This window comes from Paraburkholderia sp. GAS334, from assembly GCF_050436625.1.
Classification (GTDB): domain Bacteria; phylum Pseudomonadota; class Gammaproteobacteria; order Burkholderiales; family Burkholderiaceae; genus Paraburkholderia.
This window is the reverse complement of the sequence record NZ_JBNDMO010000013.1, coordinates 124,843-146,961: the sequence shown is the minus strand read 5'-3', so window position 1 is coordinate 146,961 and position 22,119 is coordinate 124,843. Positions and strand designations below refer to the sequence as shown.

General features: G+C 63.6%; 23 protein-coding genes. 19 read left to right on the top strand and 4 right to left on the bottom strand.

The features are described 5' to 3' along the window. Positions 1-103: 103 nt before the first annotated feature. The 19 genes from pseB to P3T21_RS23270 all read left to right on the top strand — a co-directional run bounded on the left by pseB (position 104) and on the right by P3T21_RS23270 (position 20,057). Positions 104-1,099 carry a UDP-N-acetylglucosamine 4,6-dehydratase (inverting) gene (pseB, locus tag P3T21_RS23360; RefSeq protein WP_429258317.1) on the top strand — a complete coding sequence of 332 codons (996 nt, stop codon included), beginning with the start codon at positions 104-106 and terminating at the stop codon, positions 1,097-1,099. Next, on the top strand, positions 1,096-2,262 hold the full coding sequence (gene pseC / locus P3T21_RS23355; protein WP_429258316.1) for a UDP-4-amino-4,6-dideoxy-N-acetyl-beta-L-altrosamine transaminase: 1,167 nt from the start codon (positions 1,096-1,098) through the stop codon (positions 2,260-2,262). Before pseB ends, pseC begins: the two co-directional genes overlap by 4 nt. Further along, on the top strand, positions 2,259-3,332 hold the full coding sequence (locus tag P3T21_RS23350) for an N-acetylneuraminate synthase family protein (protein ID WP_429258315.1): 1,074 nt from the start codon (positions 2,259-2,261) through the stop codon (positions 3,330-3,332). The genes pseC and P3T21_RS23350 overlap by 4 nt, the downstream gene beginning before the upstream one ends. After that, positions 3,325-4,014: a cytidylyltransferase domain-containing protein gene (locus tag P3T21_RS23345; protein ID WP_429258314.1), complete on the top strand. Its 690-nt coding sequence runs from the start codon at positions 3,325-3,327 to the stop codon at positions 4,012-4,014. The genes P3T21_RS23350 and P3T21_RS23345 overlap by 8 nt, the downstream gene beginning before the upstream one ends. After that, on the top strand, positions 4,014-5,057 hold the full coding sequence (pseG, locus tag P3T21_RS23340) for a UDP-2,4-diacetamido-2,4,6-trideoxy-beta-L-altropyranose hydrolase (RefSeq protein WP_429258313.1): 1,044 nt from the start codon (positions 4,014-4,016) through the stop codon (positions 5,055-5,057). The genes P3T21_RS23345 and pseG overlap by 1 nt, the downstream gene beginning before the upstream one ends. Before the next feature lies 1 nt (position 5,058). Continuing rightward, the gene (locus P3T21_RS23335) at positions 5,059-6,147 is read left to right on the top strand and encodes an N-acetylneuraminate synthase family protein (protein ID WP_429258312.1); all 1,089 of its coding nucleotides are present in this window, start codon (positions 5,059-5,061) and stop codon (positions 6,145-6,147) included. Further along, positions 6,134-6,616, top strand: a complete 483-nt coding sequence (locus tag P3T21_RS23330; protein WP_429258311.1) for an acyltransferase — start codon at positions 6,134-6,136, stop codon at positions 6,614-6,616. The genes P3T21_RS23335 and P3T21_RS23330 overlap by 14 nt, the downstream gene beginning before the upstream one ends. Further along, a complete protein-coding gene (locus P3T21_RS23325) occupies positions 6,616-7,317 on the top strand; it encodes a WbqC family protein (protein ID WP_429258357.1) in 702 nt (233 codons plus the stop codon). Before P3T21_RS23330 ends, P3T21_RS23325 begins: the two co-directional genes overlap by 1 nt. Before the next feature lie 77 nt (positions 7,318-7,394). Then, positions 7,395-7,976, top strand: a complete 582-nt coding sequence (locus tag P3T21_RS23320; protein ID WP_429258310.1) for a class I SAM-dependent methyltransferase — start codon at positions 7,395-7,397, stop codon at positions 7,974-7,976. Between the two features lie 7 nt (positions 7,977-7,983). Beyond that, positions 7,984-8,673: a PIG-L deacetylase family protein gene (locus tag P3T21_RS23315; RefSeq protein WP_429258309.1), complete on the top strand. Its 690-nt coding sequence runs from the start codon at positions 7,984-7,986 to the stop codon at positions 8,671-8,673. A gap of 12 nt (positions 8,674-8,685) precedes the next feature. Then, entirely contained in the window at positions 8,686-9,942 is a 1,257-nt protein-coding gene (locus P3T21_RS23310) for a class I SAM-dependent methyltransferase (RefSeq protein WP_429258308.1), read from the top strand. Continuing rightward, positions 9,939-11,960, top strand: coding sequence for a class I SAM-dependent methyltransferase (locus P3T21_RS23305; RefSeq protein ID WP_429258307.1), 2,022 nt, complete (start codon positions 9,939-9,941; stop codon positions 11,958-11,960). Before P3T21_RS23310 ends, P3T21_RS23305 begins: the two co-directional genes overlap by 4 nt. Before the next feature lie 209 nt (positions 11,961-12,169). Further along, positions 12,170-13,378 carry a flagellar biosynthesis protein FlhB gene (gene flhB / locus P3T21_RS23300; protein ID WP_429258306.1) on the top strand — a complete coding sequence of 403 codons (1,209 nt, stop codon included), beginning with the start codon at positions 12,170-12,172 and terminating at the stop codon, positions 13,376-13,378. Continuing rightward, positions 13,375-15,477 carry a flagellar biosynthesis protein FlhA gene (gene flhA / locus P3T21_RS23295; protein WP_429258305.1) on the top strand — a complete coding sequence of 701 codons (2,103 nt, stop codon included), beginning with the start codon at positions 13,375-13,377 and terminating at the stop codon, positions 15,475-15,477. Before flhB ends, flhA begins: the two co-directional genes overlap by 4 nt. 144 nt (positions 15,478-15,621) lie before the next feature. Further along, the gene (gene flhF / locus P3T21_RS23290) at positions 15,622-17,700 is read left to right on the top strand and encodes a flagellar biosynthesis protein FlhF (protein ID WP_429258304.1); all 2,079 of its coding nucleotides are present in this window, start codon (positions 15,622-15,624) and stop codon (positions 17,698-17,700) included. Further along, a complete protein-coding gene (locus P3T21_RS23285; protein WP_429258303.1) occupies positions 17,693-18,562 on the top strand; it encodes a MinD/ParA family protein in 870 nt (289 codons plus the stop codon). Before flhF ends, P3T21_RS23285 begins: the two co-directional genes overlap by 8 nt. 30 nt (positions 18,563-18,592) lie before the next feature. Beyond that, the gene (locus P3T21_RS23280) at positions 18,593-19,327 is read left to right on the top strand and encodes an RNA polymerase sigma factor FliA (protein ID WP_429258302.1); all 735 of its coding nucleotides are present in this window, start codon (positions 18,593-18,595) and stop codon (positions 19,325-19,327) included. 93 nt (positions 19,328-19,420) lie between these two features. Beyond that, positions 19,421-19,669 (top strand): DUF4160 domain-containing protein, encoded by a 249-nt coding sequence (locus tag P3T21_RS23275; RefSeq protein WP_429258301.1) that lies wholly within the window; start codon positions 19,421-19,423, stop codon positions 19,667-19,669. Beyond that, positions 19,656-20,057, top strand: a complete 402-nt coding sequence (locus P3T21_RS23270) for a DUF2442 domain-containing protein (protein WP_429258300.1) — start codon at positions 19,656-19,658, stop codon at positions 20,055-20,057. The genes P3T21_RS23275 and P3T21_RS23270 overlap by 14 nt, the downstream gene beginning before the upstream one ends. Before the next feature lie 91 nt (positions 20,058-20,148). Here P3T21_RS23270 and P3T21_RS23265 read toward each other — a convergent pair whose 3' ends face one another. The 4 genes from P3T21_RS23265 to flgM all read right to left on the bottom strand — a co-directional run bounded on the left by P3T21_RS23265 (position 20,149) and on the right by flgM (position 22,118). Next, positions 20,149-20,379, bottom strand: a complete 231-nt coding sequence (locus P3T21_RS23265; protein ID WP_429258299.1) for a type II toxin-antitoxin system RelE/ParE family toxin — start codon at positions 20,377-20,379, stop codon at positions 20,149-20,151. Then, positions 20,376-20,852 (bottom strand): hypothetical protein, encoded by a 477-nt coding sequence (locus tag P3T21_RS23260; RefSeq protein WP_429258298.1) that lies wholly within the window; start codon positions 20,850-20,852, stop codon positions 20,376-20,378. Before P3T21_RS23260 ends, P3T21_RS23265 begins: the two co-directional genes overlap by 4 nt. A 361-nt stretch (positions 20,853-21,213) precedes the next feature. Next, on the bottom strand, positions 21,214-21,663 hold the full coding sequence (locus P3T21_RS23255; RefSeq protein ID WP_429258297.1) for a flagella synthesis protein FlgN: 450 nt from the start codon (positions 21,661-21,663) through the stop codon (positions 21,214-21,216). A gap of 95 nt (positions 21,664-21,758) precedes the next feature. Further along, positions 21,759-22,118: a flagellar biosynthesis anti-sigma factor FlgM gene (flgM, locus tag P3T21_RS23250; protein WP_429258296.1), complete on the bottom strand. Its 360-nt coding sequence runs from the start codon at positions 22,116-22,118 to the stop codon at positions 21,759-21,761. Position 22,119 lies beyond the last annotated feature (1 nt).

Here is a 22,119-nt window from a genome sequence, read left to right as displayed (position 1 = left end):
CCTAGCTTTATCCGTCGATCGTCGCTCGACGTCCGCGGGAATAATAGGTCCCATTGGGCAATACGCCCGCCAGGCAAATGCGGTAAGTCGAAGGGACCGAACAATGTTTGATAACAAGTCGATCTTCATTACGGGTGGAACGGGCTCGTTCGGCCAGAAATTCATCAGATCCCTGCTGGAGAACTACCGGCCGGCCCGGATCGTGGTGTTTTCACGCGACGAGCTGAAGCAGTTCGAAATGCAGCAGGTGTTCAACGCCCCCTGCATGCGTTACTTCCTGGGTGACGTGCGCGACGCGGCACGCATGAGTCAGGCGATGCGCGGCATCGACTATGTGATCCACGCAGCGGCCCTGAAGCAGGTTCCGGCCGCGGAATACAACCCGACGGAATGCATCCGCACAAACGTCAACGGCGCGGAAAACGTCATTAACGCGGCGATCGAGAACGGCGTCGAAAAGGTGATCGCGCTGTCGACAGACAAGGCCGCCAGCCCGATCAATCTGTACGGCGCGACCAAATTGCTGTCGGACAAGCTGTTCGTCGCGGCGAACAACCTGGTCGGCGGACATTGCACGCGTTTTGCTGTGGTGCGTTACGGCAACGTTGTTGGTTCGCGTGGCTCGGTTGTGCCGTTCTTCCGCAAACTGATCGCCGAGGGCGCGGACAGCCTCCCGATCACCGACCCGAGAATGACGCGGTTCTGGATCCCGTTGCACCATGGCGCCGACTTCGTCATGAAGAGTTTCGCGCGCATTCAGGGCGGCGAGTTGCTGGTGCCGAAGATTCCGTCGGTCCGGATCGTCGATCTGGCAACCTCGATGGCGCCGCTGCTGCCGCAGCGCATGGTCGGTATCCGTCCCGGCGAGAAGCTTCACGAGATGATGATCGCCCGTGACGACAGCATCAATACGCTGGAATTCGATGATCACTACGTGATCAAGCCGTCCATTCAGTTTGTCGTACAGACCGACTACGCGGTGAACGGCCTCGGCGAGAAAGGCAAGCCGGTTGCGGAAGGTTTCAAGTACACGTCCGACAACAACACGCGGTTCCTCGATGTCGACGAACTGATGAAACTCGATCGCCAGACGGCATGAGCGCAGCCATTCCCTACGGCCGTCAATCCATCGACGACGACGACATTGCCGCGGTCAACGTGGTGCTGCGCTCGGACTGGTTGACGCAAGGTCCCGCCATCGAGCACTTCGAAGCGCGCGTCGCGCAATATTGCGGCGCACGTTACGCGGTCGCGGTGTCGAACGCGACGGCGGCGCTTCACGTCGCCTGCCTCGCGCTCGATCTCGGGCCGGGTGATCTGCTGTGGACCTCACCGAACACGTTTGTGGCATCGGCGAACTGCGCGCTCTACTGCGGCGCGGACATCGATTTCGTCGATATCGATCCACGCACGCTGAATCTGTCCGTCGAGCATCTGGCGCACAAGCTCGAAGAAGCGCAACGCGCGGGCCGCCTGCCGAAAGTCGTGGTGCCGGTGCACTTTGCCGGGCAATCATGCTACATGGCCGCGCTGCACGAACTTTCGCAGCGCTACGGCTTCGCGCTCGTCGAAGACGCGTCGCACGCGATCGGCGGCCAGTACCGCGACAAGCCGGTGGGAAGCTGCACATATTCCGACGTCACCGTGTTCAGCTTCCATCCGGTCAAGATCGTCACCACCGCCGAAGGCGGGATGGTGCTGACTAACCGCGAGGATCTGTATCAGGCGTTGCTGCGCTTCCGCTCACACGGCATCACGCGCGACCCGGCGCAACTGCAGGGCGAAGTGGATGGCCCATGGAGCTACCAGCAGCTTGATCTCGGCTTCAACTATCGGATGACCGACATTCAGGCCGCGCTCGGCGCCAGCCAGATGAACCGGCTCGACGGGTTCGTCGCGCGCCGGCGCGAACTGGTGGGGCGCTATCGCGAGGCGCTTGCCGGATTGCCGCTCAGCCTGCCCGAAGACGCACCGGACGCCCGTCCGGCGTGGCATCTGCAGGTCGTCACACTGGACGACGCCAGCTGGCGCAAACCGGCCTTCAACGCGCTGCGCGCCCGAGGCGTGCAGGTCAACGTTCACTATCAGCCCGTATATCTGCAGCCGTTTTACCGTGCGCGGGGGTTCCAGCCTGGCTACTGCAGGAACGCCGAACATTACTACTACCGTGCGTTGACTTTGCCGCTGTTCCCCGCGATGCGGGATCAGGATTTTGAGAGGGTTGTCGACGCAGTCACCACGACATTGAGCGAGATTTCATGATGACCGTACACTTTGGAGAGCGCGTCGTCGGCGACGGCCAGCCTTGCTTCATCACCTACGAAGCTGGTCCGACGCACGACAGCCTCGCGTCGGCGAAGCGCCTCGTCAAACTGGCAGCGGACGCTGGTGCCGACGCTGTCAAATTCCAGATCTTCGATCCGGACCGCCTCGTCGCCGACAAGGCGATGACCTTCAGCTACGAAGTGCTGGTCGACCGCGCAACCGGAAAGACGGAGCCGGTCGAAGAATCGCTGTACGAGATTCTTCGGCGCCGGTGTCTGGCCGAGTCGGAATGGCGCGAGCTGAAGGCGTACAGCGATTCGCTGGGCCTCGCATTCTTCTCGACCGTTTCGTTCGAAGAAGACGTGCGCCTGCTCGAGAGCCTCGGCTGCGATTCGATCAAGATCGCGTCGGCCGACGTCAATCATTTCCCGCTGCTGCGTCAGGCGGCGGGCACGGGCATGTGTCTTCAGCTGGACACGGGCAACGCGAGTGTCGGCGAAGTGGAAGCCGCGATTGACGTGATCCGCGCCGAAGGCAACGAAAACATCATCATTCACCAGTGCCCGTCCGGCTATCCGGCGCGCCTGTCGAGCATCAACCTGAACGTCATTCCGACGCTCAAGCGCATGTTCCCGTACCCGGTCGCGTTTTCTGATCACACGCCGGGCTGGGACATGGACGTCGCCGCGCTTGCGCTCGGCGCGAACCTGCTCGAAAAGACGATCACCGAAGACCGCATGACGCGTAGCGTCGAGCACGTCTTCTCGCTCGAACCGCAGGACATGCGCGGCTTCGTGCAGGCGATCCGCGATGTCGAAATGGCGCTCGGCACGAACCGGCGCGTGATGCACGCGGAAGAACTCCAGAAGCGCAAGCGCATTCGCCGCAGCGTTCACCTTCAGGGTTCGGCGCAGGCAGGCCAGAAGCTGGGCGACATTGCAGTCGAGTTCCGCCGTCCTGGATTCGGCATCGGTCCTGACCGTTATGAAGAACTGCTCGAAACGACGCTGGTGCGCGACCTGCCCGCCGGCCACGTCTTGAGCCTCGACGACCTGAGCCATGGCTAGGCTTGCCCTGATCCCCGCGCGCGGCGGCTCGAAACGGCTGCCACGCAAGAACGTGCTGCCCTTCTTGGGCCGGCCGATAATTGCGTGGACGATTGAGGCGGCACAGCAGGCGGGCCTGTTCGACGACATCGTCGTGTCGACCGACGACGACGAGATCGCCGAAGTCGCACTGGCTTGCGGCGCGAAGCTGGACCGTCGCCGCGTCGATCTGGCCGGCGACGACGCGACGATCGTGCAGGTTGCACGCGACCTGCTGGCACGTCGCCGCGAAGCGGGTCACGACGACACGCAGATGTGCTGCCTGTATGCGACTGCGCCGCTGCGTAACGCGGCCGACATCCGCGCGACGATGGCGTTGCTTGCCGAACCCGATTGCAATTTCGCAATTGCGGCGACGGGCTTTACGCACTACCCGCATCAGGCGCTGAAACTCGCCGCCGACGGCCGCGTCGATCCGATGTGGCCAGCGTTGTGCAACCTGCGCAGCAGTGACGTGGGCACGCTGGTCGCGGGGAATGGCAGCACGTATGCCGTCGACGTCGCCGCGTTTCTCGCCCACGGCGAGTTCTACGGACCGGGCATGCGCGCGCATCTGATGCCGTTCACGCGCTCGGTCGACATCGATACGGCCGACGACTTCATGGTTGCGCAACGCCTCGCGCGCGAAATGAGTGGCATGTAATGCGTCGCGTACTTTTCCGTTGCGATAGCGGCGCGGCAACCGGCATGGGACACCTGATGCGGTCGCTTGCGCTGGCGCGCCAGTTCGCCGCCCGGGGCGCCGCGATCGCGTTTGTGTGTCGCGATCTTCCGGGCGCGCTGTTGACGCTACCGGAACAAACCGGCTACGCGCTTCACGTACTGGCGGGCGATGACGACGACGCTGAAGCCGACGCAGAGGAAACACGGGAGTTTGCAAGACGCTGGCAGGCGGATCTGGTTGTCGTCGATCACTACGGACTCGACGCCCGCTGGGAAGTCGCATTGCGACAAACAGTCGGCCGGCTGCTGGCAATCGACGATCTGGCCGACCGTCCACATGCATGCGACTGGTTGCTCGACCAGAACGATTGTTCGCCTTCGGCGCAGCGCTATGAGCGCTGGGTGCCGGAGGCGTGCCAGTTGCTGCTCGGACCGCGCTTCGCGCTCGTGCAGCCGGAATTTCGCGCGGCCCGCACGCGGTGTGCGCCGCGCGACGGCCAGTTGCGGCGCGTCGTGATGTTTTTCAGCGGCAGCGACGAAGGCAATGAAACGGCGAAGGCATTGCAGGGACTCGCGACCTTGGAAAACACTGGCTGGGAGGTCGACGTCGTAATCGGTGCGGCACACCCGGATCCGTCCGGAATCGAAGTGGCGTGCCAAAGCCTCGGCTGGGGGTTCCATCAGCAAACTCCGTACATGGCGGATCTGTTGTCGGTTGCCGATCTGAGTGTCGGCAGCGCGGGCAGCGCAAGCTGGGAGCGCTGCCTGCTGGGCGTGCCCGCGCTCGTGGTCGAGCTTGCCGACAACCAGCGCGAGGTGATTGCTGCACTGACGGAGCGCGGTTGCGCGCGCTCGCTCGGGAAGGCGCGAGACGTAACTGCAGACACCTACGCAGAAGGATTGCGCGCGCTCGATGCGGACGCACTGCGTTCGATGTCGCGGGCGGCATGGGGATGCGTCGATGGAAGAGGCGCAGCGCGCGTCGTCGACGCTGTCAATGAAACGATGGACAGGTGCGCATAACATGCAACGAGACATTGAGCTGTGCGGTCGCCTGATCGGCGTGGGATGTGAGCCGTTCACCATTGCTGAAGTGGGCATCAACCACAACGGTGAGCTCGAACGTGCGTTCCGGATGATTGAGGCCGCGAAGGCCGCCGGTGCGGACGCGGTCAAGTTCCAGACCTTCAAGGCTGTCGATTTTTGCGGTGATCCGAAGCAAACGTTCACGTATCAGTCGCAGGGCGTAGCGGTGACGGAATCGATGCTGTCGATGTTCCAACGCTACGAGTTCAGCCGCGAAAACTGGTTCAAGCTGAAAGCGCATTGCGACAAGGCTGGCATCACGTTCCTGTCGACGCCACAGAATCCTGCCGATCTCGATCTGTTGCTCGAGATCGGTGTACCGGCCGTCAAGATCGGCTCCGACGATTTCACCAATCTGCCGCTGATCCGCCGTTACGCGCAGACCGGTTTGCCGCTGATCCTGTCGTGTGGAATGAGCGACATCGGCGAAGTGCATCAGGCGCTCGAAGCGGCCGGCTGGTACGACGGCTATCCCGTCGTGCTGCTGCTGTGCACGTCGCAATATCCGACGCCGCCCGCCGACGTCAACATCCGCAAGCTCGCCACATTGCGCCAGGCTTTCGGCGGTCTGCAGGTCGGCTTTTCCGACCACACACAGGGGCCGCTTGCAGCATCGCTCGCGACCGCGCTCGGCGCGTGCGTCTTCGAAAAGCACTTCACGCTGGCGCAGGACCTGCCCGGTCCCGACCACTGGTTCTCCGAAGAACCCGCGGGGCTTGAACAATGGATCAACGGCATTCGCACCGCGCATGCGATGCTCGGCAGCCCGCTGGTGCGTCCGACACCCGCGGAACTCGACATGCGCGTGCTCGCACGCCGCAGTCTCGTCGTGTTGCGCGATGTCGCCGCGGGCGAAACGCTGACGGCGGACAACATCGGCGCGCGCCGGCCCGGCGGCGGCCTTGCGCCCGACATGCTGGCGCAGGTGGTGGGCATGACTGCACATCGGCCGCTGGCAGCCGGCCGCCGGCTCGAACTCGGCGACATGCAGCGCGAGATCAGGGAGACGGTCGATGAGCGCACCTGATTCCATACGCGTCGAAGCACTGCAGCAGCAGTTCACTGAGCTGACGACATTCAAGCCGAACCGGTTTCACCCGCTCGTGTGGATCAATGGCGAGCCGCGGATCGGCGAGGGCACGTTCATCGGTGCGATGTCGGAAGTCAACGCGAAGGGCGCGAATGTCGTCATCGGTCACGACTGCGATATCGCGTCGTTCGTTGCGATCAACTGCGCGGATTCACATCGCCGCTGTCTTGGGCTGTCAGACGAAATCGACCGCCGCGACATCCATATCGGCAATCACGTGTTTATCGGCTCGCACAGTGTCATCAAGGGCGGCGCGCGGCTGGGCGACTACTGCGTCGTGGCGGCCGGCACGGTTGTCGATGCCGGCGACATCCCGTCGTTCTCCCTTGTCACCGGCAACCCGATGCAAGTACGTGCGGGGTATTACCGCGCGCAGGTCGAAGCCACCGGCGGAGCGGAGGCGTGATGACGTGCAGCCTGTCCGCGCATCAGCCGGCGTATCTGCCGTGGCTGGGCTACTTCGCGAAGATCGCGCGCGCGGATATCTTCGTCTACCTGGACACGGTGCAGTTCGAGAAGAACAGCTTTACCAATCGCAATCGCATCAAGGGGCCGAACGGTCCGTTCTGGCTGACGGTGCCGGTGCGTCAGAAAGGTCATCTTGAAGGCACGCTGCAGACGCTGGAAATCGACGACAGCCTGGCGTGGCGCAAGAAGCATCTGAAGGCGATCGCGCTCAGCTATGCGAAGGCGCCTGGATTCGCGGAAAAGTTCGCGCGGCTGGAAGCGCTCTATGGCGGCGCACATGCATCGCTTGCGGACTTCTGCTGGTGGCAGCTGCAATTCTGGATTCAGGAGCTCGGACTCGGCGCCACGCAGCTGGTTCGCTCGAGCGAACTGCCCGTGTTATCGAAGAAATCGGATCTGGTTCTCGATCTGTGCCGGCATTTTGGCGCGAATCGCTATCTTTCGGGCAAGCTCGGACGCGACTATCTGAATGAATCCGCCTTTGCTTCACACGACATCGAAGTGATTTACCAGGACTACAGGTGCGAGCCGTATTCGCAGCTGCATGGCGAATTTGTGCCGGCACTCGGCATCGTCGATGTGTGGATGAATAGTCCGGTTCCATTGCTGGATTTTTTTCACGGAGTACACCCGCTGTGAGCTTTTCCTCTGCTTGGGAACGTGCGTTCAGTGAAGGCGGTCATGACAGCCGCTGGCCCTGGTCCGATCTCGTCAGCATGACTCGCCGTCACGCAAAGCATCTGAACAGCGCGAGCCGCATTCTCGAAGTGGGATGCGGCGTGGGCGCGAACATTCCGTTTCTGCTGTCGACAGGCGCACAGTACTTCGCGGTGGAAGGCAGCGAGACTGCGGCACACACAGTGCGTGAGCGGTTCCCGCAAATGGCGTCGCAGATCACGACCGGCGACTTCATCGCGAACATTCCTTTCGACGGGGCGTTCGACCTGATCGTCGACCGCGCGGCCATGACGCATAACGATGAAGCGTCGATCCGTCGTGGCATCGGCCGGCTCGCGTCGAAGCTGAAGCCGGGTGGCCTGTATATCGGCATCGACTGGTTTTCCACGTCACACACAGGGTTTCAGTCAGGTGTGCCGGCGGGTGACCGGTGGACGCGCGATCACATCGAATCGGGGCCTTTCGCGGGCGTCGGGCGCGTGCATTTCAGCGACGAGACGCATCTGCGTGAATTGTTTGAAGGCTGGGATTGGGTCGCGCTGGAAGAAAAGGTCGTGCGCGTGCTGCTGCCGCAACCGGGCGTGATCGCGTCATGGCATTGCGTGTTGAAAAAGCGGTGAGAGAGCGATGAAAAAACAGTCGATCCTCGTGGTGGCTGCTCATCCCGACGATGAAATCCTCGGCTGCGGCGGCACGATGGCCGCCCATGCCGCGCGCGGCGACGACGTGCACATTGCGATTCTCGCGCAGGGGCTGACGAGCCGCGGTCCGGCCGACGACGCGGCGTTCGCACGCCTGCACGACGCGGCCTCGGAGGCGCAGTCGATCGTCGGCGCAAAGACGCTGACGCTGTTCGATTTTCCGGATAACCGGCTCGACTGCGTCGCATTGCTGGACCTGGTGAAAGTGGTGGAAGAGCTGGTCGAGCGTTATCGGCCGTCGACGGTCTACACGCATTTCGCTGGCGATCTGAACATCGATCACCGGCGCACGCATGAGGCCGTGATGACGGCTTGTCGTCCGCTGCCGGGCCATTGTGTCGACCAGGTGCTGTGTTTCGAGGTGTCGTCGGCGACGGAATGGATGCCCGCGGGTGCGGCAGTGCCGTTCGTACCGAACGTGTTCGTCGGCATCGGACGAACCCTGGATGCAAAGCTGGCTGCGCTGAATGCGTATGCCGGAGAGATGAGGCCGTTCCCGCACGCACGCTCGCTGGAAGCTGTGCGGCACCTGGCCGGATGGCGCGGCGCTTCGGCCGGATTCGCGGCAGCCGAAGCGTTTGTGCTGGCCCGGCAGCGCGTTTCGATTGAATTCTGAATAAGGACAGTGATGAGCAACTCTGAGCAGGATCTGATCGCGTGGAAGACGGACGCGTGGAAAGACCCGGGCATGGTGGCGTGGTATTCGGACCGCATGATGGAGAATACGGGCACCAACCGGCTGAAGAACAAGGTTGAAGTGGCGCTGTGCGAGCACTATGTGAAAGGTGTGGACGTGCTGGATGTCGGCATCGGCACCGGGCGCGCTTCCCTGCCGCTTCTCTCGAAAGGGTTTCGGCTCGCCGGCACCGACAGCTCGCAGGCGATGCTCGACGAGTGTCGCCGGCTCGCGGGCGGTCAGCCGGTCGAACTGGTGCCGGGTGACGTGACGGCGCTACCGTTCGAAAGCGGCCGCTTCGACAGCCTTATTTCGCTGAACGTGATGACGCATTTTCCGCACGTGGAAAACGTGCTGAAAGAGTGGCAGCGTGTGGTGAAACCCGGCGGCCGGCTGATTTTCGACATCTACTCGTTGGACCATCTGAGCTTTTCGCGTGGTCAGAACGTGACGGTGGAATCGCTGATGAAGCAGGACGCCTCGGCGTTCAACATGCACTGGTCGAGCGACGAAGTGGTGGCGTCGGCGAATCGCCTCGGCATGCGAGTCGTTGCACTGGTGCCGTACGGCAGCGTGTTTAGTGGGGAATATCGTCATTGGCATTTTCCCAAGCCATTGCAGTCGACCAACTGGTGGCATCGCCAGCTGTCGTGGATCGGATCCGACGACGCGCTGCTGGATATGACGCTGTTTCTCGAGCAGGAATGGTTTGCGTGTCTGAACAACTTCACGACCGGCCGCTACATGGTCGTGCTGGAAAACGAGCGTGACGACGCGGCCAACCAGCGCTGGCAGGCGAACGACCTGATGTTGACCCGCTATCTCGCCAGCTCGCCGGTAAGGCTCGACGACCTCGCGTCGCGACTCAACCTGCCTGTCGACGTGTGGCGCGAGCGGTTCGACGCGCACCTTGACCGTCTGCGCAATCGCAAGGTCGCGTACTTCCTGCTGACGACGTTCCTTGGCCGCACCGATGCGATCAGCTGGGCCGATCTCGCGCCGCGCAACGGCCCCACGCTCCAGCGCTGGGTCGACGCGGAACAGCTCGATCGACAACTGCAGGGCTTCGTGCAGTCGTGGCATCAGAACCCGGCGCTCGCCAGACTGTGCGAGAGAGATTGCACCGGTCTTGGCGCCGGACTTGAATATCAACTGCAACGAAAGGTCGTGTCCCGGTTCGTGCAGGCAACAGGTGGACGTAGCGAATGAAAAAGACCGCCCTCATTTATTCCCTCTGGGAAAAGAACCTGTCGGTTCTCGAGCATTATCTGCAGGACCGCCCACGCGCGGTGATCGTGCCGGACTATCTGGCGAGCGCTGCGCTGCGCGACATCGTTGAGAAACGCGGTTCGACACTGCATCTACTGCCTACGGACAGCGCATCGGCCCGCACCGGTATGGCGGTCGCGCTCGTAAAGCGGTTCGCCGAAGGCCCCGCGAGTGTCGGTCTTGCGGAAGACCCCGTGTCGCGCGATGTGCTGCGGGACGTTGAAGAAGTGGTCGCCGTCGAACTGCCGGTGATCGAGGGCTGGCTTAATGTGCTGACCGTCCTCTCGCACGACTACGACATCGAAATCACCGTGCTCAACGAAGATGTCATGCGCGACGGCAAGACGCTGGCGTTGTGGTCGCGGGCGCACGAGATTCCAGTGCTGCAGGTGGCGCACGGCACGGGCATGGGCCGCGATTACATCGGCGAGCCGTGCCTCTCGGACCACATGGCGGTCGCCGGCCCGCGCAGTGCGCAGTACTTCGAGGATATCGGCATTCCCGCAGATCACATTCACGTCGTCGGCAATTCGCACTGGGAAATGCTACCGGTGCTGGTGGCCAACCGCGGCGAACTGCGCGCGCAACTCGCCGCGGCCTACAGCCTGCCGCTCGCTGCGCACTGGGTCGTCTGGGGCTCAACGTGGAACGCGCGGCTGAGCGCGCTCGACAACCGCGATGCCGCGACCCAGATGCACGAGGCCTGCAGTGCGCTCGCCGCGCTGCGCAAGTCGGCGACGACGGACGTCGTGCTTGTCTTCAAGGAGCGCGGCAACGGTGCGTCGGGAGATCGGGCAGGCGAGCAGTTCATGCAGATCGCCACGAGTTACGGCGTGGCCGACCACGTTCGCTATTCGGTCGATGAAGCGCGTTACTGGGCCGCAGCCGCTGACGTCGTCGTGTCGTACGAATCGAATTTCGCGATCGAAGCCCTGCTGTCGGACGTACCGGCGATCAACGTCGAGACCGACTTCGGCGCGGTGGCCGGCGGCAGCTTCGGCGCCCGCGACGGTGTGCTGTGCGTCGAGGCCGCGCAAGTGGCGCCGCTCGTTCAGCAACTGATGGGCGATGCGACGTTCCGTGCGGTCACGGCCAGCTTGGCCGCGCGGCGCAAGTCCTGGTATCACGAAGTGACAGCTGTCAGCGCTGCAGCACGAACAGCCGAACTGATCAGCCGCTGTGCTCGCAAGATCGCCAGCACGCAGCGCTACGTGTGGCAGGAATTTCTCGATGTCGAGCACGGCGACGTGGCCGCGGCCTACCACATGGGAGGTCGCGAGGACCTGGTCGCGCTGTACACGAACAACCCGTCTGTTGCGCTCGATATCGGCTGCGCGGGTGGGTCGACGGCCGCGCTGATCAAGCAGCGGTTTCCCCAAAGCCGGGTCTGGGGCGTCGAGGTGAACCGTGCCGCGGCGAACTTCGCCAAAGGCAAGATCGATCGGGTCCTTGTAGGCAAGTTCGAGGACTTCGACCTCGAAGCGGAAGGGATTGCGAAGGGCACGCTGGACGCCGTGCTGCTCGCGGATGTGCTGGAGCACATGTACAACCCGTGGGACGTGATGGTCACGCTGCGGCCCTACATGTCGCCTACCGGGCAGCTCGTGCTAAGCATCCCGAACGTGCGCAACCTGATGCTCATCGACGATCTGAGTAAGGGCAACTGGACGTACTCCGGTGCGGGCCTGCTGGACATCACGCATATCCGCTTCTTCACGCAGAACGAAGTGCTGAGATTCTGCACCGAGACTGGATACCGGGTCGTCACGTTCCGCAACGCCATTGACCGGCGCCTGGAAGGGTTCTGGAACACCCACGCAGCGTCGACGCCGACGTCGATCGAAACCGATCGTCTGACGCTGAAGAACGTCACGCGCGACGAGCTGCTCGAATTGTGCACGTTGCAGTTCTATGTCGTGCTGGAAAAAGATCCGGCGTGGGACAACGCCCGCCGGTAATGCATCGACAGGCTGGGCGGCGGCGTCCTCGCGGGCGCGGCCGCCGTCATGATTCCGGTGCGGCACGGGCGAAAGCCCTGCCGCCGCGTACCCATCCCGCGAAATACCGCCCTTTCCCCGGCCTTATCCGTCGATCGTCGCTCGACTTCTGCAGGAATAATCGCTCTCACTGAAAAAGGGCATGGTGCCCCGATCATCTGGAGAGCGCGTTGGCAGAGGATAGCGACCTCGAAAAAACCGAATCAGCCACTCCCCGGCGCATCGAAAAGGCGCGGGAAGAGGGGCAGGTTGCGCGTTCCCGGGAGCTTTCCACCTTTGCGCTGCTGTCGGCGGGTTTTTTCGGCACGTGGGCGATGTCCGGCTCGATCGGCGAGCGTATGCAGAACATGCTGCGGGCGGCCTTCACTTTCGACCACGCGACCGTTTTCGAAACACGCCGCATGCTGATCAGTGCGGGCGTCGCAGGTCGCGAAGGCCTGTCGGTGCTGTTCCCGATCCTCGCGCTGACGGGCGCCGCCGCATTGCTCTCGCCGCTCGCGCTCGGTGGCTGGCTGATCTCGACGAAATCCTGGGAGCCGAAGTTCAGCCGGCTCAACCCGATCACCGGTCTGGGCCGCATGTTTTCGATCAACGGCCCGATCCAGCTTGGCCTGTCGTTCGCGAAGACGCTGGTGGTCGGCGTCATCGGCGCAACGGCGATCATGAGTCATCGCGACGAAATCCTCGCGCTCGGGATGCAGCCGATGCACGAAGCGTTCGCCAACGCCGTTCATCTGATCGCCGTCTGCTGCGGGATGACCGTGGCCGGCATGGCGCTCGTCGCCGCCCTCGACGTGCCGTATCAGCTCTGGACGTACCACAAGAAGTTGCGCATGACGAAGGACGAAGTGAAACGCGAACACCGCGAAAACGAAGGCGATCCGCACGTGAAGGGCCGCATCCGCCAGCAGCAGCGCGCGATTGCGCGTCGCCGGATGATGTCGGAAGTGCCGAAGGCGGACGTCGTCGTGACCAACCCGACCCACTTCGCCGTCGCGCTGCAGTACACGGATGGCGAGATGCGCGCGCCGAAGGTCGTTGCGAAGGGCGTGAACCTCGTGGCCGCGCGCATCCGCGAGCTGGCCACCGAGAACAACGTGCCGCTGCTCGAAGCGCCGCCGCTCGCGCGGGCGCTGTACCACAACGTCGAACTGAATCGCGAAATTCCGGGCCCGCTGTACGGCGCGGTCGCAGAAGTGCTGGCGTGGGTCTACCAGCTCAAACGTTTCAAGGACGAAGGCGGCGAGGCGCCGGTCGCACCGACCGGGTTCGATGTGCCCGCCGACCTCGACAAGGGCGGCGTCGCGGACGGCGAAGCCGATCAGGAAGCCGCCGACGCGCTCGGCGATGAAAACGAAGGCAAGGGAGCCTCAGCATGAACGCACGCGTAGGGTTCCTTTCGCGACGGCCGGACGCATTGAGCGGCACCAACCTGCGCGCGCTCGCGGGTCCGGTGCTGATCGTCATGATTCTCGGCATGATGATCCTGCCGTTGCCGCCGTTCCTGCTGGATCTGCTGTTCACCTTCAACATCGCGCTTTCGGTGATGGTACTGCTCGTCAGCATGTACACGATGAAGCCGCTCGACTTCGCGGCCTTCCCGAGCGTGCTGCTGTTTTCGACGTTGCTGCGTCTTTCGCTGAACGTGGCGTCCACGCGGGTCGTGCTGCTCGAAGGCCACACCGGCCCGGACGCGGCCGGTCAGGTGATCGAGTCGTTCGGTCACTTCCTTGTGGGCGGCAACTTCGCGGTCGGTATCGTCGTCTTCATTATCCTGATGGTCATCAACTTCATGGTGATCACGAAGGGCGCGGGGCGGATCGCGGAAGTGTCCGCGCGTTTCACGCTCGACGCGATGCCCGGCAAGCAGATGGCGATCGACGCCGACCTGAACGCCGGCCTCATCAACGAAGAACAGGCCCGCAAGCGGCGCTCGGAAATCTCGCAGGAGGCCGAGTTCTACGGCTCGATGGACGGTGCGAGCAAGTTCGTGCGCGGCGATGCGATTGCCGGCCTGCTGATCATGGTGATCAACATCTTCGGCGGCCTGATTGTGGGCGTCGCGCAGCACGGCATGGACTTCGCATCGGCGGGCAAGGTCTACACGCTGCTGACGATCGGCGACGGCCTCGTCGCGCAGATCCCGTCGCTCGTGATCTCGACGGCGGCCGGTGTGATCGTGTCGCGCGTCGCGACCAACGAAGACATCGGCACGCAGCTGACGGGCCAGCTCTTCACGAACCCGCGCGTGCTGGTGATCACCGGCGCGATTCTCGTGCTGATGGGTTTGATCCCGGGCATGCCGCACTTCGCGTTTCTGCTGCTCGGCGGCGGCCTGATCCAGCTTGGCCGCACGATGAAAAAGCGCGCGTCGCAGAGCAAGACGGCCGCCGCGCTCGTGAACGTCGCGCCGGCCGCGCTCACGCCGTCCGAGGCCACCGAAGCCAGCTGGGACGACGTGACGATGATCGACACGCTCGGCCTCGAAGTCGGCTACCGGCTGATTCCGCTCGTCGACAAGAATTCCGACGGCGAACTGCTCAAGCGGATCAAGAGCATCCGCAAGAAGTTCGCTCAGGAAATTGGCTTTTTGCCGCCGGTGATTCACATCCGGGACAACCTCGAATTGAGGCCGAACGGCTACCGGATTGCGCTGAAGGGCGTCGAAGTGGGTGTTGGCGAGGCATATCCGGGCCAGTGGCTCGCGATCAATCCGGGCCAGGTGACGGCCGCGTTGCCGGGCACGCCGACGCAGGATCCCGCTTTCGGGCTGCCGGCCATCTGGATCGATACGAACCTGCGCGAACAGGCGCAGGTGTATGGCTACACGGTGGTCGATTCGAGCACGGTCGTCGCGACGCATCTGAATCACCTGGTCGTCACGCACGCGTCGGAACTGCTCGGCCGTCAGGAAGTGCAGTCGCTGATCGAGCGGATGCAGAAGGACACGCCATCGCTCGTCGACGATCTGGTGCCCAAAATCCTGCCGCTCACGACGCTGCAAAAGGTGCTGCAGAACCTGCTGGAAGAAGGCGTGCCGATCCGCGACCTGCGCACGATTCTCGAATCGCTTGCCGAACACGCGCCAAAGATCACGGATGCGCACGATCTCACCGCGGCAGTGCGTCTCGCGCTGGGTCGCGCGATCACGCAGCAGTGGTTCCCCGGCTCCGGCGACATGCAGGTGATGGGCCTCGACGCCAACCTCGAACGTGTGCTGTCACAGGCGCTTGCGACCGGCGCGAATCCGGGCCTCGAGCCAGGTCTCGCGCATACGCTCCTGACGGAAGTACAGAAGGCGATGACGCGTCAGCAGCATCTGGGCCTCGCGCCGGTGCTGCTCGTGCAGCATTCGCTGCGTGCGATGCTCGCGCGCTTCCTGCGCCGCAGTCTGCCCCAGTTGAAGGTGCTGTCTTACGCGGAAGTGCCCGATACGCGGCATGTGCGTGTCGCGAATGTGATCGGCGCGCAGGGTTGATTCCCCATGCCGCGCACCTAATGCGCGAATTGCCTGCCTTTCCCGGTCTTTATCCACCGATGGCCGCTGGACTTATTTCGCAATAATCGCTCTCAATGGGAAGCGGTATGTTGCCGGTCCGTAAAGCTCATCGGGGAGTCAAGCTTGAACATTCGTAAATTTGTCGGCGCAACGAGTCGTGACGCGCTGCGTCTCGTTCGTGAAGCACTGGGCTCCGATGCAGTCGTGTTGTCGAATCGCACCATTGAAGACGGCACCGTCGAAATCGTCGCGCTCGCCGATAGCGATCTGGCCGCAATTTCGCCTGCGCAGCAGGGTGCCGATGGCGCCGGTTTCGGGCCGACGTTCGGTGGTGGTAACAGTGGTAACGGCAATATCGGCAGTGGACTGAATAGTGGCAATGGAAATACTGGCGCGAGCACGGGCTTCGGCGCAGGTAGCCCGGCAGGCACGAACGCAGGCTTGGGCAGCGGCTTCGGCGCGAACAGCAACGTAACGATGAGCACGGGCTTCGGCGGTGCGCCGGCCGCGCGTTCGGCGGCATCGATGCCGTCGATGTCGGTCAATCCGTACGCCAGCGGCATGCCTGATGTTTTCTCGTCTGTGTTCGGCGCGAGCCCGGAAGCCGGCTCTGGCACGGAGCGCGCGGCAACGGGCAGCACCGAAGCGGAATTGCACGAAACCAGCACGTCGACAGGCAACACGGGCGCCGCAGCATCCAGCCCGCGTACATCCGATGACGCGCGCGTCGAGATCCGTTCCGAAGCGCGGAGCGAAAGCCGTCTGGATGGGCGTGCGGAGGGGCGTTTGCAAGGCCGTCCGGACAACCGGATCGAAGTGCGCTCCGATGCGCCCACCCCGCTGCCCGCCATGACACCGCCGCCGGCTATCGCCGAGACGCCGGCGCGTCAACGCTCGATGGTCGAAACGAATCCCTGGCTGATCGATCATGCCCGCCGTATCGCGGCGCAGGATGTCGTGCACACGGCGAAGCCGGTGATGACACCGGCCGCCGCCATGGCGCGCGGTCTGGGCACGCCGGTCGAAATCCCGGCGACGATCGACGATCCGGCGACGCCCGAATGGGCGCGCGAAGCGGCCGAACTCGCCGCTCGCCGCGCCGCGCAGCGCGTGGCCCCGGCCGTGCAGGCCGACGTCAAGGGCGCGGCGAACCCGCTTGCCGGCTTGCCCGCCAGCGCCGCTGCTGCCGTCACCGAGGGCATCAAGGCGCGCATGGAGCAGATCGTCAACGAGACGGTCATGAACGAACTCGCGTCGATGCGCGGCATGATGGAAGAGCAGTTCACCGGCCTTCTGTGGGCCGACCATCAGCGCCGCAGCCCGACGCACGCAGCACTGACCAAGCACCTGTTCGCCGCGGGTTTCTCCGCGCAACTGGTGAAGATGATGGTCGAGAACCTGCCGCGGGTCGACAGCATGGAAGCCGGCATGGAGTGGGTTCACTCGGTGCTCGGCTCGAACCTGCCGGTGATGGAAAACGAAGACGCGCTGATGGAGCGCGGCGGCGTGTTCGCGCTGATGGGCCCGACGGGCGTCGGCAAGACGACCACGACCGCAAAGCTCGCCGCGCGCTGCGTGATGCGCTTCGGCGCGAGCAAGGTCGCGCTGCTGACGACCGACAGCTACCGGATTGGCGGCCACGAACAGCTGCGCATTTTCGGCAAGATCCTCGGCGTCTCCGTGCATGCCGTGAAAGACGGCGCGGACCTGCAACTCGCGCTCACCGAACTGCGCAACAAGCACATCGTCCTGATCGACACGATCGGCATGAGCCAGCGCGACCGTTCGGTGTCGGACCAGATCGCCATGCTGTGCGGAACGGGCCAGCCGGTGCAGCGTTTGCTGCTGCTGAACGCGACAAGCCACGGCGACACGCTCAATGAAGTCGTCCAGGCGTATCAGAGATCGCCGGATAACCAGGCGCTCGCCGGCTGCATCCTGACCAAGCTCGACGAGGCGACCAACCTCGGCAGCGTGCTGGACACGGTGATCCGCTACAAGCTGCCGGTGCACTACGTGTCGACCGGCCAGAAGGTGCCGGAGAACCTCTACGTCGCCACGAAGAAATTCCTGATCAAGAGTGCGTTCTGCATTCCGCGCGACGGCTCGCCGTTCGTGCCGCACGACGACGATATTCCGGCGCTGCTGTCGGCGCTGTCGGCGCGTTCGACGGCCGATCTGCACGAGGTTCGCTTTGGATAAGTTTGTGCTCGATCAGGCGGAAGGCTTGCGACGTCTGCTCAGCCGGTCCGGTTCGCGCGTGGTGGCGGTAACGGGCGGTTCGCCCGGTGTGGGATGCACGACCACGGTCGTGAACCTCGCGGCCGCGCTGTCCGAACTGGGCAGGGATGTGCTGGTGATCGACGAGCGCTTTGGCAAGAACTCGGTGAACGGGATGCTCGGCGGTGTGCGCGGCGCGGGCAACTTTACGGCGGTCGTGCGCGGCGAGATGGCGCTGACAGAAGCCGTCGGCCGGCACGCGCTTGGGTTTGGCGTGCTGGTCGCATCGCGTGGCAATCGTGAAGGCTGCACGCCGGAACAGCTTGCCGTACTGCTCACAGGACCGGCCGACGTCGTGCTGATCGACGCGGAACTCGATCGCGATGGCGCACTTTCGGCGCTTGCGATGCAGGCGAACGACGTGGTGATCGTCACGCGCATCGACGCGCAGGCGATCACCGACGCGTACGCGTGCATGAAGCGTTTGCATTTCGCGCACGCGATCCCGCAGTTTCGCGTGCTCGTGAATCACGTTCAGAGCGCGGCGGACGCGCGCATCGCGTTCGAGAATCTGGCGGGCGTGGCGGGGCGGTATCTGACGGTTGCGCTGGAAGAAGCCGGTTGCATCACGGCCGATGTGCGGATGGCACGGGCCATGGCGTTGTCGCGGTGTGTCGTCGATGCGTTTCCGTCGACACCGGCTGCGCGCGACTACCGGCATGTCGCTGCCGAACTGCAGTACTGGCCGATGCGGCCAGCGATGTCGTCACGGACGCCCGGTGTGGCCTCCGCGACAGTAACAGCGGCGAAACAGGCCGACCAACCGTCTGCGCAGCACGCCTGAGAGGCGGAGCGCGGAGACAAGGGGAGCACGATGTACAACGCTCAGGGAAAGATCTCCCAGGCCGATGTCCTGGCAAAGTACGCACCGCTGGTGCGGCGCCTTGGCCTGCAGCTCGTCGCCAAGATGCCGGCGAGCGTCGATCTCGACGACCTGATTCAGGCCGGCATGATCGGCCTGCTGGATGCGGCGAGCCGGTACAAGGAAGATCAGGGCGCGCAGTTCGAAACCTACGCGAGCCAACGGATTCGCGGCGCGATGCTCGATGAGCTGCGCAGCAACGACTGGCTCCCGCGCAGCCTGCGCCGCACGTCGCGCGAAGTGGAAACGGCGGTGCACAAGGTCGAACAGAATCTGGGCCGGTCGGCGAGCGAAACTGAGATCGCCGATCACCTGAACATGCCGCTCGACGAATATCAGTCGATGCTGCAGGACCTGCACGGCAGCCAGCTGATCTACTACGAAGACTTCGACCGTTCCGCCGATGACGAGCCGTTCCTCGACCGTTACTGCGTCGACCATTCGGACCCGCTGTCGGCGCTGCTCGACGACAGCCTGCGCTCGGCGCTGGTGGAAGCGATCGACCGGTTGCCCGAACGCGAAAAACTGCTGATGTCGCTGTACTACGAACGCGGACTGAACCTGCGCGAGATCGGCGCGGTGATGGAAGTCAGCGAATCGCGCGTGTGCCAGCTGCATAGCCAGGCGGTTGCGCGGCTGCGGACGCGTCTGCGTGAGATGGCGTGGGCGGCGGCGGAGGCGGGTTGACAGGCTGAACAGATGACGCCTCCCTTGTCGTGACGCAACGTCCCGGAAGCGTCTTCTGGTAGAAAACCCATCGGTTGGGTTTATAATCAACCCATGCCAACAGTTCTCCGCGCGCAGGGTTGTCGTGTTGTTATCTATCCATCGGACCACCGGCCGGCTCACGTTCACGTGATCGGCGCGGATGGCGAAGCGGTTTTCGTGCTCAACTGTCCAGCCGGGCCGCTGTCGCTGCGCGAAGTCGAAGGGCTGACGATCCAGCAGGTGCGCAAGCTCGCCCGTGTGCTGGACCCGGAAATTCGCGCGCTATGCGCGGCCTGGAGAGAGATACATGGAAATCACTAAAGAAGCATTCAAGGAAGCGAAAGCCGCCGGCGAGGCGCGCGGTCCACGTGTCGTCTCGGCGCGCTATCGCCGTTCGAGCGAAAAGCTCGAAATTGAATTTGCCAACGGCGTCACGCTGGCTGTGCCGGTTCGCCTGATCCAGGGGCTGGACGGCGCGTGCGCAGCGGATCTGTCGAAGATTGAAATTACGCCGCTCGGCACGGGGCTGCACTGGCCGCGACTCGATGTGGATGTCTATGCGCGCGCCTTGTTCGAAGGTGTGTACGGCTCGCAGAACTGGATGCGGGATGCGGCCCGGCGTGCCGGTTCGAGCACGTCAGAGGCAAAAGCCGCGGCGGCCCGGGAGAACGGCAGGAAAGGCGGGCGCCCGCGTAAGGCTGCTGCATAACGTCTTGCGTGGCCGGCGTGCAGCCGCCCGCCACGCAACCCTCATTCCGCGGTAGCCCCTCGCTGCCGCACATGCCGCATTCGCAGCACATCTACGCTCTCCTGTTCATCGTTGATGCAATAGACGATGACGTAGTTCGCCGCGACCACGATGTGCCGGCGACGCGACCTTCGCGGTACAGCCGCGGATGCGTCGCCAGCAAGTCAGCCTTGTTACGCACGAGCGCGCCGAATTCCTGGGCGGCGACGGGATTGCCGGTGGCGATGAAATCAATGATGTCGAGCAACTGCTCCAGTGCACGTGGCCGCCAGATCACCCTCATAGGCCAGCTTTCCGTTTGCCGGTTTTGACATACGCCGAAAGACGCGCCTCCAGCTGGGCCATCGCATCGGCGTGATCGATGCCGTGCTGCGACGGATCGCGGATTTCAGCGAGGCCCGCCTCGACATCGGCGATGAAGGCTGCGTGTTCAGCGGCGGCTTCGTGCTTCGCTTTCATGTCGGCTGCTGAATCGGGACGGTTCCAGCTCCGACGCGGCGCGTCAGGATTCCAATCGCCCAGTGCGAAACGGCCTTCGGCAACGCCGAGTTCCCACAGCACCTTCAATGCTCCCACCGGATCGCGAAACACGCGGCGCTGCCGACCGTTCGACGTCACCAGTTCAGCGAGCCCGCGCTCCCGCGTCTCGAACTCGAGGTAGAACCCGCCTTCTTCCGCGCGTAGAACGGCGGACACGACACCGCCGGATTTCACGGCGGCAGAGGCCTGGGCAAGATCAAAAGTGGCGAGGTTCATGAGCACTCCGGGACGATCGTCGGTGAAAATTCGATCGATGGAGTGTAGCATTGAGGGCCACGGAATGCAGCTATTCGTGGCAGTAATTGCAGTTCTAAGTGCGGTTTCCAATTTCAGCGATCTCCCGGAAGAATGCGCGTGGCCTTTGCGCGTAGCAAAGGACCATCACGCGGGACAGTTCACCGATATTTGAAACGAAGCGACGCACAAGCGACACCTGGCCGGATGGCCAGTGCAGGCGGGAGATCACGAGGAAAGAGGGTTTTGCGCCCGGAAACCGGCAGCACGAAGCTGCCGGCTAGCGCAAACGAGGCAAAACGAGGCAAAACCAGAAAGCAGGCGACAGAATGCCAGGCGCCGCTCAAAGCCCGCTGGTCGACGGAATCCGTCCGTCCGGGCCGTAAAACCCGACGCGCTCGGTGCCAACCGCAACATTGAGCGCCGTCAGCGCGCGCTGGTTGTATTCCATCCGCGTGCGGATCAGGGCGCCATTCGTGGTGTTGAAGCGTCGCGCGCGCTCGGCGGCCTTTTGCAGCAGCGACCATTGCGCTGCCAGCCGCGCGTCACCGCCCGCCGCCAGCTCCATACCCTGCCAGCCGGCCGGATAGCCGAGTTCCGCCAGCTGCGCGTCGCGCAATTGCTCCAGCGTGGAGAGTTTTCCGACGAGTTCGGTTTTCTTTTCGACGATCGGCGGCAGCGTTTCAAGCGGCTCGATCGCCGTGAGTGCCTTCTCTTCGAGGGCGAGGACGGAGGCGAAGGCTTCGACGGTCGAATATTCGTCGATGACAGTGGAAAGCAGGGCGTCTTTCATCACAACTCGCTAAACACGCCGGCCCGCGCCTTGCACGCGGACCCAGTTTGACAAATGCCGCCCGGCTAGAGGCGCACCATGCACCGGTGCGTCAATCAGTTGCCGGCCGACGGGCTCTTCTTTTGCAGCAGGTTGCGTGCCGTTTCCAGCACGCCGTCAGCGATCTTGCCGGTATCGATCTTCAGCGTGCCGTCCTTGATCGCCTGGCGGATCGATTCGACACTGGCCGTATCGATGTCAGCCGAGCCGGATGCGGCGAGGCTATGCAGATGCGCCGACAGTCCCGACAGACTGACGCTCGCGTCGCCCGAAGACGCATTGCCTGCCGTCTGCGCTGCTGCGCCAGCCGCGGTCGCGCCCGAACTGGCCGGCGCGGCGTCGCTGCCTTGCTGCGTACGCTGCAGACTGTCTTTCAACGTCTGCAGACTTGAATTGGATGTGGAATCGACTTTCACG